The 15,089-nt window shown below is 64.4% G+C and carries 16 protein-coding genes; 15 read left to right on the top strand and 1 reads right to left on the bottom strand.

Going from position 1 to position 15,089, the window contains the following annotated elements:
* Positions 1-18 precede the first annotated feature (18 nt).
* From EDE12_RS17075 to EDE12_RS17060, 4 genes are read left to right on the top strand one after another with little or no spacing between them, the layout of a single operon-like run.
* Positions 19-324, top strand: coding sequence for a hypothetical protein (locus EDE12_RS17075; RefSeq protein ID WP_026599298.1), 306 nt, complete (start codon positions 19-21; stop codon positions 322-324).
* Complete coding sequence (locus tag EDE12_RS17070; protein ID WP_026599299.1) at positions 324-995, top strand: head-tail connector protein; 672 nt, start codon at positions 324-326, stop codon at positions 993-995. Before EDE12_RS17075 ends, EDE12_RS17070 begins: the two co-directional genes overlap by 1 nt.
* Positions 995-1,324: a phage head closure protein gene (locus EDE12_RS17065; protein WP_026599300.1), complete on the top strand. Its 330-nt coding sequence runs from the start codon at positions 995-997 to the stop codon at positions 1,322-1,324. Before EDE12_RS17070 ends, EDE12_RS17065 begins: the two co-directional genes overlap by 1 nt.
* The gene (locus EDE12_RS17060; protein ID WP_036291129.1) at positions 1,321-1,746 is read left to right on the top strand and encodes a hypothetical protein; all 426 of its coding nucleotides are present in this window, start codon (positions 1,321-1,323) and stop codon (positions 1,744-1,746) included. The genes EDE12_RS17065 and EDE12_RS17060 overlap by 4 nt, the downstream gene beginning before the upstream one ends.
* Here EDE12_RS17060 and EDE12_RS21915 read toward each other — a convergent pair.
* Positions 1,739-1,948, bottom strand: coding sequence for a hypothetical protein (locus EDE12_RS21915; RefSeq protein ID WP_166671880.1), 210 nt, complete (start codon positions 1,946-1,948; stop codon positions 1,739-1,741). The two genes, EDE12_RS17060 and EDE12_RS21915, sit on opposite strands and share 8 nt — an antisense overlap.
* On the opposite strand from EDE12_RS21915, the gene EDE12_RS17055 reads away from it, so the two are divergent.
* From EDE12_RS17055 to EDE12_RS17005, 11 genes are all read left to right on the top strand, one after another.
* On the top strand, positions 1,908-2,345 hold the full coding sequence (locus EDE12_RS17055) for a DUF3168 domain-containing protein (RefSeq protein WP_084768577.1): 438 nt from the start codon (positions 1,908-1,910) through the stop codon (positions 2,343-2,345). The genes EDE12_RS21915 and EDE12_RS17055 overlap by 41 nt on opposite strands.
* A gap of 53 nt (positions 2,346-2,398) precedes the next feature.
* Complete coding sequence (locus EDE12_RS17050; RefSeq protein ID WP_051592555.1) at positions 2,399-2,803, top strand: phage tail tube protein; 405 nt, start codon at positions 2,399-2,401, stop codon at positions 2,801-2,803.
* Between the two features lie 27 nt (positions 2,804-2,830).
* Positions 2,831-3,202: a hypothetical protein gene (locus tag EDE12_RS17045; RefSeq protein ID WP_026599303.1), complete on the top strand. Its 372-nt coding sequence runs from the start codon at positions 2,831-2,833 to the stop codon at positions 3,200-3,202.
* A gap of 10 nt (positions 3,203-3,212) precedes the next feature.
* Positions 3,213-3,587, top strand: coding sequence for a GTA-gp10 family protein (locus tag EDE12_RS17040; RefSeq protein WP_051592556.1), 375 nt, complete (start codon positions 3,213-3,215; stop codon positions 3,585-3,587).
* Positions 3,584-3,787 (top strand): phage tail assembly chaperone, encoded by a 204-nt coding sequence (locus EDE12_RS17035; protein ID WP_036291132.1) that lies wholly within the window; start codon positions 3,584-3,586, stop codon positions 3,785-3,787. Before EDE12_RS17040 ends, EDE12_RS17035 begins: the two co-directional genes overlap by 4 nt.
* Complete coding sequence (locus EDE12_RS17030) at positions 3,780-7,064, top strand: hypothetical protein (RefSeq protein ID WP_026599304.1); 3,285 nt, start codon at positions 3,780-3,782, stop codon at positions 7,062-7,064. The genes EDE12_RS17035 and EDE12_RS17030 overlap by 8 nt, the downstream gene beginning before the upstream one ends.
* A 62-nt stretch (positions 7,065-7,126) precedes the next feature.
* Positions 7,127-7,744 (top strand): hypothetical protein, encoded by a 618-nt coding sequence (locus EDE12_RS17025; protein WP_134188187.1) that lies wholly within the window; start codon positions 7,127-7,129, stop codon positions 7,742-7,744.
* Positions 7,744-8,322 (top strand): hypothetical protein, encoded by a 579-nt coding sequence (locus EDE12_RS17020; protein ID WP_026599306.1) that lies wholly within the window; start codon positions 7,744-7,746, stop codon positions 8,320-8,322. The genes EDE12_RS17025 and EDE12_RS17020 overlap by 1 nt, the downstream gene beginning before the upstream one ends.
* A gap of 148 nt (positions 8,323-8,470) precedes the next feature.
* On the top strand, positions 8,471-8,683 hold the full coding sequence (locus EDE12_RS17015) for a hypothetical protein (RefSeq protein ID WP_134188186.1): 213 nt from the start codon (positions 8,471-8,473) through the stop codon (positions 8,681-8,683).
* Position 8,684: 1 nt separating this feature from the next.
* Positions 8,685-10,634: a hypothetical protein gene (locus EDE12_RS17010; RefSeq protein WP_026599308.1), complete on the top strand. Its 1,950-nt coding sequence runs from the start codon at positions 8,685-8,687 to the stop codon at positions 10,632-10,634.
* A gap of 27 nt (positions 10,635-10,661) precedes the next feature.
* Positions 10,662-15,089 (top strand): DUF2793 domain-containing protein, encoded by a 4,428-nt coding sequence (locus EDE12_RS17005; RefSeq protein WP_051592557.1) that lies wholly within the window; start codon positions 10,662-10,664, stop codon positions 15,087-15,089.

Here is a 15,089-nt window from a genome sequence, read left to right as displayed (position 1 = left end):
AGACGAAAGGACACGATCATGACCCAAGCTCAGGACCGATACGACGCCGCCGCGCAGCGGCATAGCGACGCCCTCCAGCGCGCCATCACCCGCGCCACGAGCTTCGTCGCCCTGGAAGCAGATAAGGCACAGTTGACGGCCGATCTCGCCAAGGCGCAGGCCGACTACAATGTGTTGCTCGAAAGGACGGCCGAATATCTCGACGCCTCCACGACCGCGCTCGAAGGCGCTGCGCAGATTCCGGCGGCCATTCCCGCGACCAGCGACCCGACTGCGGCTCCCGCTGCGGTCTCGACCATCAACCCCGCCGCGCCGCAGTCGTAATGATCTCGCAAACGGCGCGCCTTCGCCTCGTCACCGATGCGGCGAGCGAGCCTGTGACGCTGGCTGAAGCGAAGGCCTACGCCCGCGTCGACCTCGGCGACGACGATACGCTGATCACGGCGCTGATCGCCGCCGCGCGCCGGCGCGTCGAAAAGGAGACCGGGCTCGCCCTTCTCACGCAGAGCTGGGTCTCGGTCTTCGATCGCTGGCCGGATTCGACGAGCGGCGGCGGTCTCTCGTCTCCGTGGTGGGATGGTGTCCGCGAGGCGCCGCTCTCTATGGTCTCGCCATCGGGCGTCATCGAAATCTCGAAGCGGCCGTTCCAGGCGGTCACGCAAATCATGCTGCGCGACGCCTACGGCTCCTTCGTCGCGGTCGACCCCTCGATCTATTACACCGAGGTCTCCGACATGCGCGGGCGCATCCTCCGCGTGCTCGGCAAAATCTGGCCTGTGATCGTCATGGCGCCGAGGAGCGCGATCGAGATCAGTTTCACGGCCGGGTTCGACGCCGCCCCCTACTCCAACGCGCCAGACGATTTGCTCCTGGCGATCAAGATGCTCGTCAAGCACTGGTACGACAACCGCGAGCCCGTCGCAGAAGGCAAGGTCGGCAAGCTCCCGGCCCATGTCGATGCGATCCTCGGCTCGTATCGGGCGGTAAGGCTATAGTGAAAGCGTCGAATGTCGGCGCGATGCGCGAGCGCGTCACGATCCACGCCCAGACGCAAACCGTCGATGGCGTCGGCGATATCACGACGACATGGACACAGGTCGCGACCTGCTGGGCGCGGATGCGGCCGCTGAGCGCCGCCCAGGTGGAGCGCGCCGGCCGCGACGATGCGATTCGCCGTTACGAGATGACGATCCGCTATCGCACCGACATCGCGACCAACAGCCGCGTCATGTGGAGCGGGCGACGATTCGATGTGCAGGGCGTGACGGACGAAACCGAGCAGCGCCAATTCCTGACGGTCTATCTGGCGGAGATCAACGCATGATCGAGGTCGATATTCTCGACGATATCGCCAAAGGCGTCGAAAACGACATCATGGCGGCCATCCAGAAGGGCACGAGCGACGGGCTCATGGCTCTCGCGCTCAACGCGCAGGCCGACGCGCAGCGCAGCATCCTCAAGGGTCCAAAGACCGGCAAGCTCTATAAGCGCGGCGACACGATGCACCGAGCCTCGGCGGATGGAGAGGCGCCCGCGAATGATCTCAGCTTTCTCGTCGCCAGCATCAAGGCGGAAGAAACAGACGCGAATACGGTTGATCTCAAGGCGGATGCGCCCTACGCCATGGCTCTCGAATTCGGCACCTACGACATGGCCGCCCGCCCCTATCTCGGACCAGCCGGCGACAAGGCGCGGCGCCAGGGACCGGAGGTCATCGACGCGTATGTCAAGGCCGCCCTCAAATGATCGCGAGCCGATCTTCGGCGTGGAAGTCCTCGACTGCTATCTCGTCGAGGCGACCCGCGAGTCTGTCGTCGTCGGCACATGGGGCGAGACCAGGCAGGTCTCTTCCGAGTTCACCTTCGAGCGATTCCGTCGCTCGGGCCATTGGCGCATAGTTCACGCCGATGGCAGCGTCACAGCCGCTCGACGCGGGACGTTCACTCATCGCAGCGGTCCGATCGGCCCTGCTCGCGAATAGCACGCTCGCTGGCATGCTCGTCGGCAACAGGGTTATGACCTGGGCGCCGTCGAGCTGCCCGACGCCCTACGTCCAAATCGCGCATCGTTCCAATGACTGGTCGACGGCGACGGAGGACGGACAGGAGGTCGTTCTCGATCTCAACATCTATCACCAGCCGGATTCGCAGACCCCAGAAGCCGGCACAGCGCGCACGATCATGGGGCTCTGTCGGCAGACGCTCCACACTGCAAGCCTCTCGCTCGCCTCGCCGTTCAAATGCACGTTGATCCGCGTGACCAATGAGATCGGCCCCTATCGCGATCCTGATGGCGTAACGCTCCACGGCGTTGTGACCATTCGCGCGCTCGTCGACCACACTTGAGAATTCCCGCGCCGGCCGGGTCACGCGCGGCTTCAATGTAGGAGCATCACGAAATGACGGCTCAGGCAGGACGCCTTTGGGCGCTCTCGATCCTGTCCGGCGGCAGCTATGTGCCCGTCGCCGGACTGAAGACGCGAAGCTTCAAAGTGAACAACACCAACGTCGACGTGACGACCGCCGACTCTCAAGGCCGCTGGCAGGAACTGCTCGGCGGCGCGGGTGTACAATCCCTCGAGATCGATGCGTCTGGGCGATATCAGCAGGACGCGACCGCCAAATTGCTGTTTCAGGCCGCAGCGACCTCGACCCTTCAGACGATGCGTCTCGCCTCGCCGGGCATTCAAATCGACGCGACATTTCTCGTCGACAGCTACGAATCGTCCGGCCCCTTCGACGACGCGACCGACTTCACGGTCAAACTCATGTCGAGCGGCCAGCCGACCTTCACTTATTCCTGATCCTGACCAAAGAAAGGACCGCGAACCATGTCCGTCCTCACGATCCAGAACATCGTCGCCGCCGGTATCACGCCGAGCTATCAGGCCGCGACCGCGAGCGACACGATCCCCGGCGCGAACGGAAACGAGCGTCTATTCCTGCACGCCAAGAACACCAACGCGTCCACGGCGACCGTCACGATCAATCCGGTTTCGCCGACGAGCGCCAAGATTCCGGGCGTCGGCCAAGTAAACGTCCCCACGATCCAGGTTACCATCCCGGCAACTACCGGTGACAAGATGATCGGCCCCATCCCGCCGGCCTACATCGACGCCACCGGAACCGTGACGATCTCGAACGGCGGCACAATCACCAATCTCACGCTCGCGGCGATCGCGCTGCCCGCCGCCTCGCTCTGAAAGGTGAACCATGGCGAATAAGGTCCGTGGCGCCGTCTCGCTGCAGCTCGGCGAAGAGAGGCTCGACGTCACCCTCGGCCTCGGCGCTCTCGCAGAGATCGAGGATGCGTTCGAGGTCGAGAGCTTCGAGCAGGCTCCGCTATTCTCCGGCCGCGGCGTGAGCGCGCGGCTCGCGATCAAATGGCTGGAGGCGCTTCTCAAGGGCAACGGATTCGAGCCGACGCCGGCGCGCCGCGCCGCGCTCTTGGCGCTCGCCCCGACCGACGTTCTCGACCTGGTTCAATCGCTCTTCGAGGCCTCTGGGCTGAATGCCACGAAAGAGCCCCCGAAGGAGACTGGCGGTGAGGCCCCTTTGCCGGCGCCGAACGATGGCGAGCCTGGATGAGAATTGGCCTCGGCCATCTTCACATGCGCCCGGATGACTTCTGGCGCATGACGCTGCCGGAATTCTTCGCAGCCTGCGACGGCTATCTCGAAAGCCGCGGCGTTCGGAAAGCCGGACGCGTCGCCGCGCCGACGCGCGCGGAGGTCGACGCGCTGTTCGCGCAGCTCGACGATCAGGGGAGGCTGAAGAGCAATGGCTGAAGCCGAAGTCGGCGCGATCGTCTATCGCTTCCAGGCGGACACGTCCGGCCTCAAGGCCGGCTTCGCCGAGGCGCAGACGCAGCTCCGCAGCATGGGCGCCGGCGCGGCCGAGGCTGGCAAGCAGGCTGCCGCCGCCGGGCAGCAAGCCGGGGCGGCGTTCGAGCAGGCCGGCCAGCGCTTCGCCCGCGCGAGCGAATCCGTCGCGAAGCTCCAAAAAGACATCGCCGGCGTCGCGCGCGGGAACCCGCTCAAGGAAATCGCGACGGGCGCGGATAGCGCATCGGCCGGCTTTCAGCGCGCCAGCGGCAGCGTCGAGAAGTTCAACGCCGGGCTCGACCGCGTTCGCGATTTCGCATGGAACAACACCGGATTTTCCGGCGACGAGATCGATCGAGTCATCAATCCGCTCCAGGGGCTCACCGCGGCAATCGGCGTGCTCCCGACGATCGCGGTCGCTGCCGTCGGCGCGGCCGCTGCGGCATTCGCGATGCTCGAGCTGCGCGCCCGCGAAGTCCATATTGCCGCGCAACAGCTCGCCGACGATCTATCGCTCGGCGGCCAGGTCAATGCGTTCGGCGGCGCTACCGAGGCCGTCGGGCATTTGGCCGAGCAGCTCACGCGCATGTCCAGCGTCTGGGATGTGGTCGGCGAGGGCGCCGCGCTCTCCGCCGATGAGGCTCGCAAATTCGGTTCCGAGCTCGCGAAGCTTCCCGCCGTCACGACGGACATAGCGGCCGGATTCGCCGATCTCGCGCGCTCCGAGCGCTACGCCTTCGGCGCCGAGGGCGTCGATATGGTGCAGGGGCTCGTCGGCGCGCTGAAGCAGCCAGACCAAGCGCTGCAAACGCTCATCTCGACGAACCTCAGCCTCACGACAGCCCAGCGCCAGGCGGCGCAGGGCGCGCTCGACAGCGGCAACGCGCAGCGGCAGGCCTCGACCTATTTCCAGCTCGTCACGGATGATTTCGTGCGGCAAAAGTCAGAGGCAGTCCTGCTCGACGCCGCGCACAATTCGTTGAGCAGCACGACCCGAACGCTCGCCGACGAGGCGCTTGCCGCAGCGCGCGCAAGCGGCGATTTCGAAGGCGCGCTACAACAGCTGGCGCTCGCCGGCAGCTCTGCCGCGCAGAAGCTCCTCGGCGCCGTCTCGGCTATTCGCTCCATCCGCGCCGAGATGGCGAAGGGGTTGAGCGGAGAAGCCCTCTCCAACGCGCTTCAGAACGCGAACGACAAGCTCTATCCCCTGCACACGGCCGCTCGCGCGGCGTCGGCGCAATTCGCGGACGCGACCGGGCAGGTCAAAGACCTGGAATCGCGCCTCGGCAATGCGACCGCGAACCTCAACCGCCTGAAGCAGGCTGGTGAAGCAGGAACGAAGGAATTCGCGACAGGCGCTGCCGATATCGCCCAGCTCAATGACCAGCTCGTCAAGGCGCGCGCCAACGCCGCGGCCTACGGCATGGCCGCACAGAAGGCCAGCGAGGCCATCGAAGGCGGCGCAAGCTACGATCGCGCGAAGAAGAACATCGACACGACGCATGACGCCGATAAGGACGAGGTCGCGCGCCACCGCGAGACGATCGCCGCCCTCGAAGCCCAGCGTGCTGACCTCGAGCGCGCGAATGTCGCCTCGACCGAGGACGGCGTCGCCAAAATCCGCGAGATCAATCAGGGACTGCGCGACGAAGAGGCGAAGCTCGCCGAGGAGCGGCTGAAAGTCCAGATCGCGCGCATCGACGCAGAGATCGCGAAAGAGGCGCAGGGTTCGGAACGCAAAAAGCAGCTCGCGCGCCAGAAATTCGAGCTGGAGACACAAGGCGTCTCGCCGAACTCGGCCGAATATATCGGCAAGGAGAGCGAGCTTCGGTCCGCCCTCGACGAAGAGGCGAAAGGCGGCGGCGGCAGCCACCGCGCAGCGGCGAGCGAGCGGCAAAGCGCCATCGAGCGCTATTTGGACAGCCTCCGACAATCCGAGGCGCTCGCGCGCGCCGAGGTCGAGAATTGGGGCAAGGGCAATGTCGAGCGCGCGCAGGCCGTGGCGCTCGCGCGCGCGAAAGAAACAGCCGACCGCGAGGGCCTGACGCTATCCGATGCGCAGCGCGCGCAGATCGAAGCTGCCGCCGGCGCGACGCAGCGCTACAAGGACCGCCTCGACGAGCTGAAGCAGAAACAGCAGGAAGTGAACGCCGTCGCGCGCGAGTTCGGCGATATGCTCGCCAGCTCGCTCGATCAGGTCGTCGTCCAGGGCAAGAACCTCAAGGACACGCTCTCCAGCCTCCTGAAGAGCCTCGAAAGCTCGGCGCTGCGCGGGCTGCTCACCGGCGAGGGGATGTTCGGACAGGCGTTCGGGCTTGCCGGCAAGAACGGCGCGCCGGGCGGCTTGTTCGGGCAGGCGTTCAGCGGGCTTTCCGGGCTCTTCGGCCTCGGAGGAAACTGGGCGGCGCAGCCGGCGCAAACCAGCGCGCCTCTCGCGACGACCCCGGCGCAGAATGGCGTCGTCGGCGCCGTTGGCTCTATCCTGGGACTTGGCGGCGCAGGTCAATCGGTCGGCGCAATGAACGTCACCGCCGCCAGCGTCACGGTCTCTGGCGCCGCCGGCGGTGGGATCGGCTCTCTCCTCTCGAAATCGGGGACGTCAGAGAATGGCGCGACGGCGGACGCCAGCGCCCCGCAGGGCGGCGGCCTCTTCGATGGCCTCAGCGCGCGCCTCAGCGGCCTGTTCTCGAAACTGACGAGCGTGTTCGATCAACTGTTCTCGAAGATCGGCGATCTCCTCTCTGGGCTCGTGAATTCGATCGGAGGGCTGTTTTCCGGCGGCGCCGGCGGCAGCGGTGGCGGCCTCCTCTCCGGCATCGGCAGCCTGTTCGGCGGCATGTTCGCGGAAGGAGGAAGCCTTCCCTCTGGCAAGTGGGGGATCGTCGGCGAGCGCGGGCCTGAGATCATTTCCGGCCCCGCGCGCATCACGCCGATGCACAAGTTCGCGGGGATGTTCGCCGACGGCGGCATGATCCCTGAAGGAAAATGGGGGATTGCCGGCGAGCGCGGCGTCGAGATGGCCAGCGATATGGCGAGCAGCGGGGCGGCCGCGGCCCGCGCGTCCGATCGCGGCACCTCCATCAAGATCACGAATATGCGCGGGCGGGATACCGATGTCTCCGCGAAGCGCCTGAGCGATGGGGAAATAAGCATCCTCATCGACCACAAGGTTTCCGGCGCACTGCAAAACTATAGCCGCAACATTCTCGACATCGTTCAGGATCGGCAAAACCGAGCATGAACTTCGTCGATCCAGCTCTACCGCGGTGGCCGCGACAATTGGCGCCGGTGGAGATCGAGCCGATGGTCGAGGCGCCCTTCGTTCAAGGCCCCCGCCCGGCCATCGGCGCTCCGCAGCGCGTGCGGAACGACGCCGGCCTATGGGTGATGCGCCTCGTCGATATCCCGATCCATGATTGGAAAATATTCGCATATCGCGCGATCCTGTTGCGCGTCATCGCGACGAGCGGCGCGCTCTATATGCCGATGTGGGACTGGCGGCGGGCTCCGCTCTCACCATCTGATCCGACGCCGTTCTCTGACGGAACGACGTTCTCGGATTCGTCCCTCTTCGCTGGCGTATCGACACCCGGAGTCGTCGCCGCTACGGCCGAGCAAATGACCACACGCTTTCGCATGACGCCGCCAGACGGCGCTTTGCTCTCGGCCGGTCAATTCATCGGCCTCGGGGAGCGCGGCTACGGCATTTTCGACCTCGAGGAAATCGATGATAGCGGCGACAAGATGATTTCCGTTTGGCCGCCGCTGCGCGAGGCGCTCGTCGCCGGGGACGAGGTCGAGCTCTATGACCCGGTAATTCGCATGCGCGTCGACATCACGCAGGCGCGCACGACTCTCGGATCGCTCCATCTCGGAATTCACGGCGTGGTCTCGCTCGATTTTATCGAGGATACGTGGTGATGATGGATTTCGATGACTGGCTCGCCATGCAGGATAAGCATGCGACGCCGCATATGACGCTCGGCTTCACCTTCTATTTCAAGAGCCAGACAATGCATGTTTGGCCCGGTCGCTATTCGCTCGACGTCGGAGACCGCATCTTTCTCGGCGCGAATGGCGTCGGGACGATCAGCAATCTCGAATTCGGCTATGGGCGCCCGAAAGAGACCACGACGATCGTTCTCTCGGGGCTCGATGCGCGCTACTTCGCGCTCGCCGACAACCAGGACGAAGAGGTGAGAGGACGCAAAGCCGAGATATTCATCCTCGCCTTCGGTACGGGCGTGATCGGCGAGGAATGGAAGCTCGCGGCGGTCAGCCTCGAGGCGACGCGCGAGATGGACAAGCTCACCTCGTCGCTCGACCACGACGATGGAACCTCGACGATAACACTCACCATGCAACCGCTGGGCTCTATGCGCTGGCGGCCCGTGCATGGCCTCATCACCGATATCGATCAGCGCGCGCGCCATACGGGAGACCGCGGCCTCGAGCGCGTGGGGTTGGTGCAATATTCGCGACCACTCGATTTCTCCTGACGCCGCCGGCGACGTGCTCGCCTTTTTCGAGTCCTACCCCCTACAGGCGGACTCTCTATGCAGCGAGCCGGTAGCTGATTGCTTGCGTGCGCGAGGCGTCGCTGTGCCCTTCTCGCGGCGGCGACAGCTCTCGCTCTGGCGCCGCGGAATGCTGCTCGGCGTGCATGCAGCCGCCGAAGCGATCGGCGCGCACGAAATCGCGCCATGGGACGCCCGCGAGGGAGACGTCGTCTTGATTGCTCAGGAAGAGGCGCCTCCCGCCCTCGCCATGCGCGCCCGTCACGCCTGCGTCGCCGCGTCGTTCGGCCGGCTGCTCATCATCTGCGACCCCGTCGTGCTCGCAGCGTGGCGAATCGGCTGACATGCCGCAGCTGCTCGTTCCGCTGATCGCTGCGGCCGTCGAGGTCGCTGTACCCGCCGCCGCGGCCACCGCCTTCGGCGCGGTCACATTCTCGACGATCGCCGCCACGGTCATCGTCACTGGCGCGCTCGCCGGCGCCGCATTGGCGCTCGCGCCGCGCCATCGCCAGCAAGGGCAGCTGCCGCAATTGCCGCCGTCGCAAACGATGATGACGCGCGCATCGCCGGTGGCCAATCGCTTCTATGGCTTCGGGCTCGTCTCGGACGGTGGCGACTTTACTTTCTATGAGCTCGAAAACGGATGGCTCGGCATGGCCGCCGTCGTAGATTGTGGGCCGATCGACGGGGTAGAGGCCTGGTATTGCGATAACGAGTTGTTGCCGCTTTCTTCTGGCCCGGCGGCCTATGCCTATGGCGCGCCGATAACCTCGATCGGCAGCGTAGATTTCGGCGACGGCGTCCAATGGCCGAACGCCGGGATCAAATATACGCAGCGCTTTTCTTATATCTATTGGCAAGGCCAAATTCAGCAATTGCCGATCGGAACGGCTCCGAGCGTGTTTGTCGAGTTCCGCAACGCGACCGACGCCGGGCGGCCGTCCACGCTCTTGCGCGAGTTTTTTGGCGATCATCCGCTCGGCGTGCGTCCCGATTACGCCTCGACCGTCATCAATTGGGGCGCCGACCACAAGTGCTGCGGCCTCTCCATGGCCTATATGGTGGCAACGAAATATCAGACGATTGATCGCTTCAAGGTCTATCCCGAGGGCTTTCCGAAATGGCGCTTCGTTCGGCGCGCGGCGCTCGCTTACGATCCGCGAGACCCGACGCAGAGCTTCGGGGATAAATCCACCTGGAAATATTCGCGCAACGCAGCGATCTGCCGCGCTTGGCACCGCACCCATGAGGCCGGGTTTCGTAACACCGAAGACGAAATCGATTGGGACAGCTTCGCGGCAGCCGCTGATCGCTGCGATGAGCCGACGCCGAATTTCTACGGCGATAATGAGCCTTGGGCGCGCTGCGATATGCAGTTCAACACGGCGGAGGAGCGTCGCGCGGTCGAGGACCGCATCGATATCTCATGCGACGGATTCTTCTATCAAAACGAGTTCGGGAAATGGGCCTACTGGATCTATGACGATCTCGAGCCCGATGTGACTTTCACCCTGCGCGACGTCTCGGCCGTCACGCGTGACCCGGTCGGCGGCGCTTATTCCGCCTCGTCGAAGTTCGTCGGCATTTATGTCGAGCCGCGGATGAATTTTCAGAACAACGACGGCCCGGCAGTGATCGACGACGCCGCCTATGACGCGATCGGAGAGCAGGTCGCGCAGCTCCAGCACGAGGCCATACAGAGCTTCTCGCAGAGCTATCGCCTCGCACATCGCTCGATGCGCCGCGTGAACTGCAAGGAGCGGCGAACGATCATAGGCGGATGGTCTCTGCTCCGCGCCAGGCGCAAGCGTGCCGTACGCTTCGACTGTCCTGAGATCGGCCTTTCCGGCAAGTTTTGGATCGACGGCCCTATCGAGGTGACGCCGCAGCTCAATCGCGTAACGATCAAGGTCATCAAGCTGGCGAATGACGCATTCGATGACGTCACGCCGCCGAACGATCCCGTCAATCCGACCGTCGCCGTTCCCGTGCCTGCCGGGCCGGCGATCGATAAGCCGGCGACGCCGACCCTTTCGGTGGTCACAGTGGCCGGCCAGAAGTTCATCCAGATGTCGATCGCCGATCCCGGCAACGATGTTCTGATCCCGCATTTCCGCTACCGCCCCATGACCGCACCGGAGAGCGATTGGTCGATCGCCGACACGGTTCTCGGCCGCTGGGCGCGCGAGACGGACGCTCTCGTGCTCGGAACCTATCAGGTCGAAGCATGGCTCACGTCGCCCTACGGCGAGGTCAGCCCCTTCTCGGATATGGCGACGATCGTCGTCTCCTGACGAAATCCCGAAAAATCAGAGGCTAAAATGGCTGATCTAGCGGCGCTGTTCGCATCGGCGTTTCGCGACCGTGTGACTCCCGGAGTCGCAGATTCGCCCATCAATCGACCGGCGAAACCCGAGCTTCGCGCTCTCGGCTCCGCCATCGCATCGGAGATCCTTTCGCGCTACCAAGCGCCGGTGACGGGTGTCCAGTCGCGCACGGACGCGACGCCTCCGGGCAGCCCGTCTGCTGGCCAGCGATGGATTGTGCCGGCCGGCGCGACAGGCTCCTGGTCTGGGCAGGCCGGGAAGGTCGCCGAATGGTTGGGATCGGCTTGGGCTTTTACCGCCCCCAATGCGGTTTTCTCCGCCTATGTGCTCGACGAAGCGCAGCTCTATGGCTATGACGGCACGGCCTGGAAAATCCTAACTGGCGCATCGCTTGGCTTCCCGACCGTCGCGGCCATGGCGCTCGTAACGACCGCGGCAGCGAATATTCGCGCGATCGTCGAGAGCGATATCGTCGCGAGAACGGCGTATCGCGGGCGCTCATCGAACATCGCGACCATCGTCACTGAGACTCCGCACGGGCTTACGCCTGGCGCCAAAGTCAACATCCGCAACCTCGGCGCCTCCAGCTACAACGCGGACCAGGTCGCAGTCACTGTGGTGGACTACGCGACGTTCACCTATGCGAATTCGGGCGGCAATGAATCGGCGACGGCCGATACCGCCGGTCAAGTGGACCGCAACGGAACCTATGTCTCGAACGGCGCCGGCGGCTGGACGTGGAACGGTGATCCGCTCCTCGACCCAGCAATCGCCGCGCAGCTCGGAAAGGCCGAAACGATCGTCGCCGATATCTCCTCGCTGGCGACGCTTACCCAATACGTCACAACGACGGGCGCTCTTTCCGCCACTGATGCGAACTGGCGCTCCTCGCCGATGCTGCAAGCGGCACCCGGAGAGGTCTATGTCTTCTCCGGCCTCGGTAACACGGGCGTCTCCTCCGTCACCTTCTATGATGCGTCGTCGGTGGCGCTCGAAACGCATGTGAGCGCCTCGAATTCGGCGGTCTATAGCGGCTCCTTCACCGCGCCGGCCTCCACGGCTTTCGTCCGGTTCTGCTACGGCACGCTCGGCGCAGTTCCCTCGTCGTTCAGAGGCTCGATCAGCGGAGCCCCGCTCTATCTCGCGACACGCGGCCAAGCTGTCGAGCTGATCGGCCATGCCACCGGCTCCGGCTATCTGGGAACGACCGGCGTACTCGCGAGCTCGGACACCAACTGGATCAATAGCGGTTTCCTGCCGGTAGCGCCGGACGACACCATCATTTTCACGCTCTACGGCAACTCTGCCGTCGGCAACATCTGTTTTTACGACGCAGACAAGCAGTTCATTTCCGCCAAGATCGGCTCCTCGGTGGCGCCACTCGCCGATGTAGTCGACGGCTCCATTCGTGCGCCTGCGGGCTCCGCCTATCTGCGAATCGCCACGGCGTCCGCGGCCTTCCAGCCGACGCTCGCGCAGACCGTCAAGCTGCTCACGACGGCGGCGGCGATTTGGGAGGCGTTGCGAGCGCTCGCCGATCGCGTCGATAGCGGGCAATCCGTCGAGCTGATCGATTACGCTACCAACGTCGGCTATTTCGGTCCGACTGGCGTATTCACGTCCGACGGCAATTGGGTCTGCACGAGCCTCCTTCCTGCGGAGGCCGGAGACGCCATCACCTTTAAGCTTTGGGGCCATGCGCTCGTCGGAAGCATTTGCTTCTTCGATGCGACTGGGACGTTTCTTTCCTCGGTCGTGGGCGGCGTCGTTGGCAGTCTGTTGGCCTATCTGTTCGAGGGCGTGGCGGTTGCGCCGGTCGATACGGCCTACGTGCGCATCTCGACCGCATCGGCCACCTTTCATCCGACGCCGACACAATCGGCGCGCTTGCCCGTAACTGTCGGAAGAGTCTGGGGCGAAGTCAACGCCACGGCCAACGCCAAATTCGCGCTCGCGCCGTTCAAGGCACCGCGGCAATTGCAGCTCCAGGCGACCGATAGAATCCTGCTCTATGGCGACAGCATTTCGTCGACCGACTATGCGGGATATGCGAGCGCGATGGCCGATCTCACGGGCGTCAGCGTCTATGCTGGCGGTTTCTCGGGCTACACGACAGCGCAGCTCGCCGCAAACGCTCAGCTGCAACGCATCTGGGATTACGGCGCCAGGCTTGTCGTGGTTCTAATCGGCGGCAACGACACCGGCGCCGCCGGGACGGTTGGCACCTTCGGCGCCATCAGTGGCGAGTCGATCGTCCCGGAGACAGACATCGGCGCTGATTACGCCGGCTCGACGCTCATCCAAGCAATCAGCCACATCATCCGCAAGTTCAAGGCTCGCTACGATAACATCCGCGTGCGCGCCAATCTCACCGGCTCGGAGACGGAGGCGGAACGTGACGCGAAGATCGCGCCGTTGCTGAAGCCGGTGCTGATCTTTGCGACCGCGCTCCCGCAAAAGCGGGTCGATTCCGCGAGCGCTTATTCGCAGGCCGAGAATTGGGAGCGGAAGCGACGCGCGGTCATCGAGTGCTGCGACCGCTACGAAGTGCACTGCGTCGATCTGATGCGCGCGACATCGCTCGACATGAGCGTCGAGCCCTATTGGACGGCCCCGACGGACACGCTGAACAATCGCGGCGTCTGGTTTATGGATGGCCTGCATCCCAACAAATATCTTTTCCGCAAAATGGCGGAGATCATCGGCGCGGATATGGGGATCGCAACCAATGTCGATCTCGCCTTTCTCAGTCCGGCGACATTCGCGATGGATCAGCTCGCCGCCGAGAATAGGGTCTATCAACGTCAAACGGCTTCCGGCGGCGGCGGCGGCCTCGGCTTCGGCCAGATGGCGGTCGGCGCGAGCGTCTCGGTGCCGGGCCAAATTTGGGCGCGTTGCCGTTCGGCGGCCGATGGTTCGACGATCCTTCAGGCGCCTTGGCGCGCAGCTCTGACGCGCGTCACTGGCGCGCAGACGCTGAATATTCAGGGCGTCGATGCACGGCTCGGATGGTTCTATCTCGACCTCTCCGGCGACGGGACCACTTGGCAGCTGGGAACGAAGAAGATCGGGATGGGTCGGGTCGTCGGGGTCGCAGGCCAGTCCCTCGCCGTGCGAATGCTCGGGCGTGTCGCCGACACCGCGACCAACGCCTCGCTCGGCGTTTCGATCAGCTCCAACTCTTCGGTTTATGCCACCTATGAGGATCTCTCGCGAACCGTAACCACGCCGGCGTGGGCGCAGCCTGATGACGCCTCCAATTACGACAGCACGTTCGCGGCGGAGTTTCTGCGACGCGAGGTCGCGGCGTCAGGCGTCAATTGCGCGCTGGTCGGCCACGCGGTCGGGGGCTCTTGGATCGAGACATGGGTGCCGAGCGCGGTAGCCAACAATGTCGCGCCTCTACGCGCCGTGCTGGACGCAGTGGGCGGCTTCGAGGCGTTTATCTGGTTTCAAGGCCACACCGACGCCGGCAACGGCATGCTGTTCTCGTTCTATCAGGGATACCTAGCCGAGGTCATCGCGGATCTGCAGGCGCATAATGTCGTGCGCGGCTCGCAGTTCCAGATCCTGCTCTGCGCGATACCGAATATCGATAGCCCCTGGTGGGGTAACGAGTTGCAGCGTGACGTCATTCGGCAGGCGCAGCTCGAATACGCCAAAACGCATGGCGCGATCTATTCGCAACCGATGAATATCGACCTCATTGATGGTGTGCATCAATCTCAGGCAGGCTCTGTCACGCTCGGGCAGCGCTTTTCCGCCGCGCTTCACGGGACGACCTACTCACTTCCGGCGCTCACCGGAACGGGTCTCGCCTATGCGACGGCCTCGCCAACGGCCTTCGGACAGGCGCGCATGGATGGCTACGGGCTCACGGCCTCGGCGAATGACAATCTCCCTCCAGGCGCGACATGGACGATGGAGGCGCGATTCTCGACTTCCACCACGCCGGCGTCGGTAAAGGTCATTTGCGGTCAAGGGCAGAAAGGATGGATCGGGCTCGCGCCGGACGGAAGGCTCATCGCCAATTACACGGTGTCCGGCGGAGGGGACGCCTATGTCAACGGCACCGGCCCGACTGGCGGCGGCTCGAATCCTACGATCACGGATGGAGCGATGCATCACGTCGCGCTCGTCGTGACGCAGAATCAGACCAAGCTCTATCTCGATGGCGCGCTGATCGGCGCTGAAACGAGCGAGGCGAGCGGAATCGCGGGGGACACGCCCTTCTGCGTCGGCAGCTTAAACGGATCATCTGGCAATATCTTCCCTGGCGTCATCGATGAGGTCGCGATCTGGTTCGATGACCATTACACCACCACCTTCACACCGCGCACGGTGCCTCTCGTCGGCACGGAGCTCGGTCTCGGCATGGTGTGGCACCTCGACGGCAACCTCAACTGCGTCGCCCCAGGCTGA

This window comes from Methylosinus sp. sav-2, from assembly GCF_004366495.1.
Classification (GTDB): Bacteria; Pseudomonadota; Alphaproteobacteria; order Rhizobiales; family Beijerinckiaceae; genus Methylosinus.
The sequence above is the reverse complement of the archived record's forward strand: the minus strand, read 5'-3'. Positions and strand labels throughout refer to the sequence as shown.

Excerpts from the sequence above, each read along its gene's own strand:
- EDE12_RS17020 (WP_026599306.1), top strand. The coding sequence starts at position 7,744 with ATGATGGATTTCGATGACTGGCTCGCCATGCAGGATAAGCATGCGACG.
- EDE12_RS17060 (WP_036291129.1), top strand. The coding sequence starts at position 1,321 with ATGATCGAGGTCGATATTCTCGACGATATCGCCAAAGGCGTCGAAAAC.
- EDE12_RS17015 (WP_134188186.1), top strand. The coding sequence starts at position 8,471 with ATGCTGCTCGGCGTGCATGCAGCCGCCGAAGCGATCGGCGCGCACGAA.
- EDE12_RS17045 (WP_026599303.1), top strand. The coding sequence starts at position 2,831 with ATGTCCGTCCTCACGATCCAGAACATCGTCGCCGCCGGTATCACGCCG.
- EDE12_RS17050 (WP_051592555.1), top strand. The coding sequence starts at position 2,399 with ATGACGGCTCAGGCAGGACGCCTTTGGGCGCTCTCGATCCTGTCCGGC.
- EDE12_RS17030 (WP_026599304.1), top strand. The coding sequence starts at position 3,780 with ATGGCTGAAGCCGAAGTCGGCGCGATCGTCTATCGCTTCCAGGCGGAC.
- EDE12_RS17055 (WP_084768577.1), top strand. The coding sequence starts at position 1,908 with ATGGCAGCGTCACAGCCGCTCGACGCGGGACGTTCACTCATCGCAGCG.
- EDE12_RS17075 (WP_026599298.1), top strand. The coding sequence starts at position 19 with ATGACCCAAGCTCAGGACCGATACGACGCCGCCGCGCAGCGGCATAGC.
- EDE12_RS21915 (WP_166671880.1), bottom strand. The coding sequence starts at position 1,948 with ATGAGTGAACGTCCCGCGTCGAGCGGCTGTGACGCTGCCATCGGCGTG.
- EDE12_RS17040 (WP_051592556.1), top strand. The coding sequence starts at position 3,213 with ATGGCGAATAAGGTCCGTGGCGCCGTCTCGCTGCAGCTCGGCGAAGAG.
- EDE12_RS17035 (WP_036291132.1), top strand. The coding sequence starts at position 3,584 with ATGAGAATTGGCCTCGGCCATCTTCACATGCGCCCGGATGACTTCTGG.
- EDE12_RS17025 (WP_134188187.1), top strand. The coding sequence starts at position 7,127 with ATGGTCGAGGCGCCCTTCGTTCAAGGCCCCCGCCCGGCCATCGGCGCT.
- EDE12_RS17005 (WP_051592557.1), top strand. The coding sequence starts at position 10,662 with ATGGCTGATCTAGCGGCGCTGTTCGCATCGGCGTTTCGCGACCGTGTG.
- EDE12_RS17070 (WP_026599299.1), top strand. The coding sequence starts at position 324 with ATGATCTCGCAAACGGCGCGCCTTCGCCTCGTCACCGATGCGGCGAGC.
- EDE12_RS17010 (WP_026599308.1), top strand. The coding sequence starts at position 8,685 with ATGCCGCAGCTGCTCGTTCCGCTGATCGCTGCGGCCGTCGAGGTCGCT.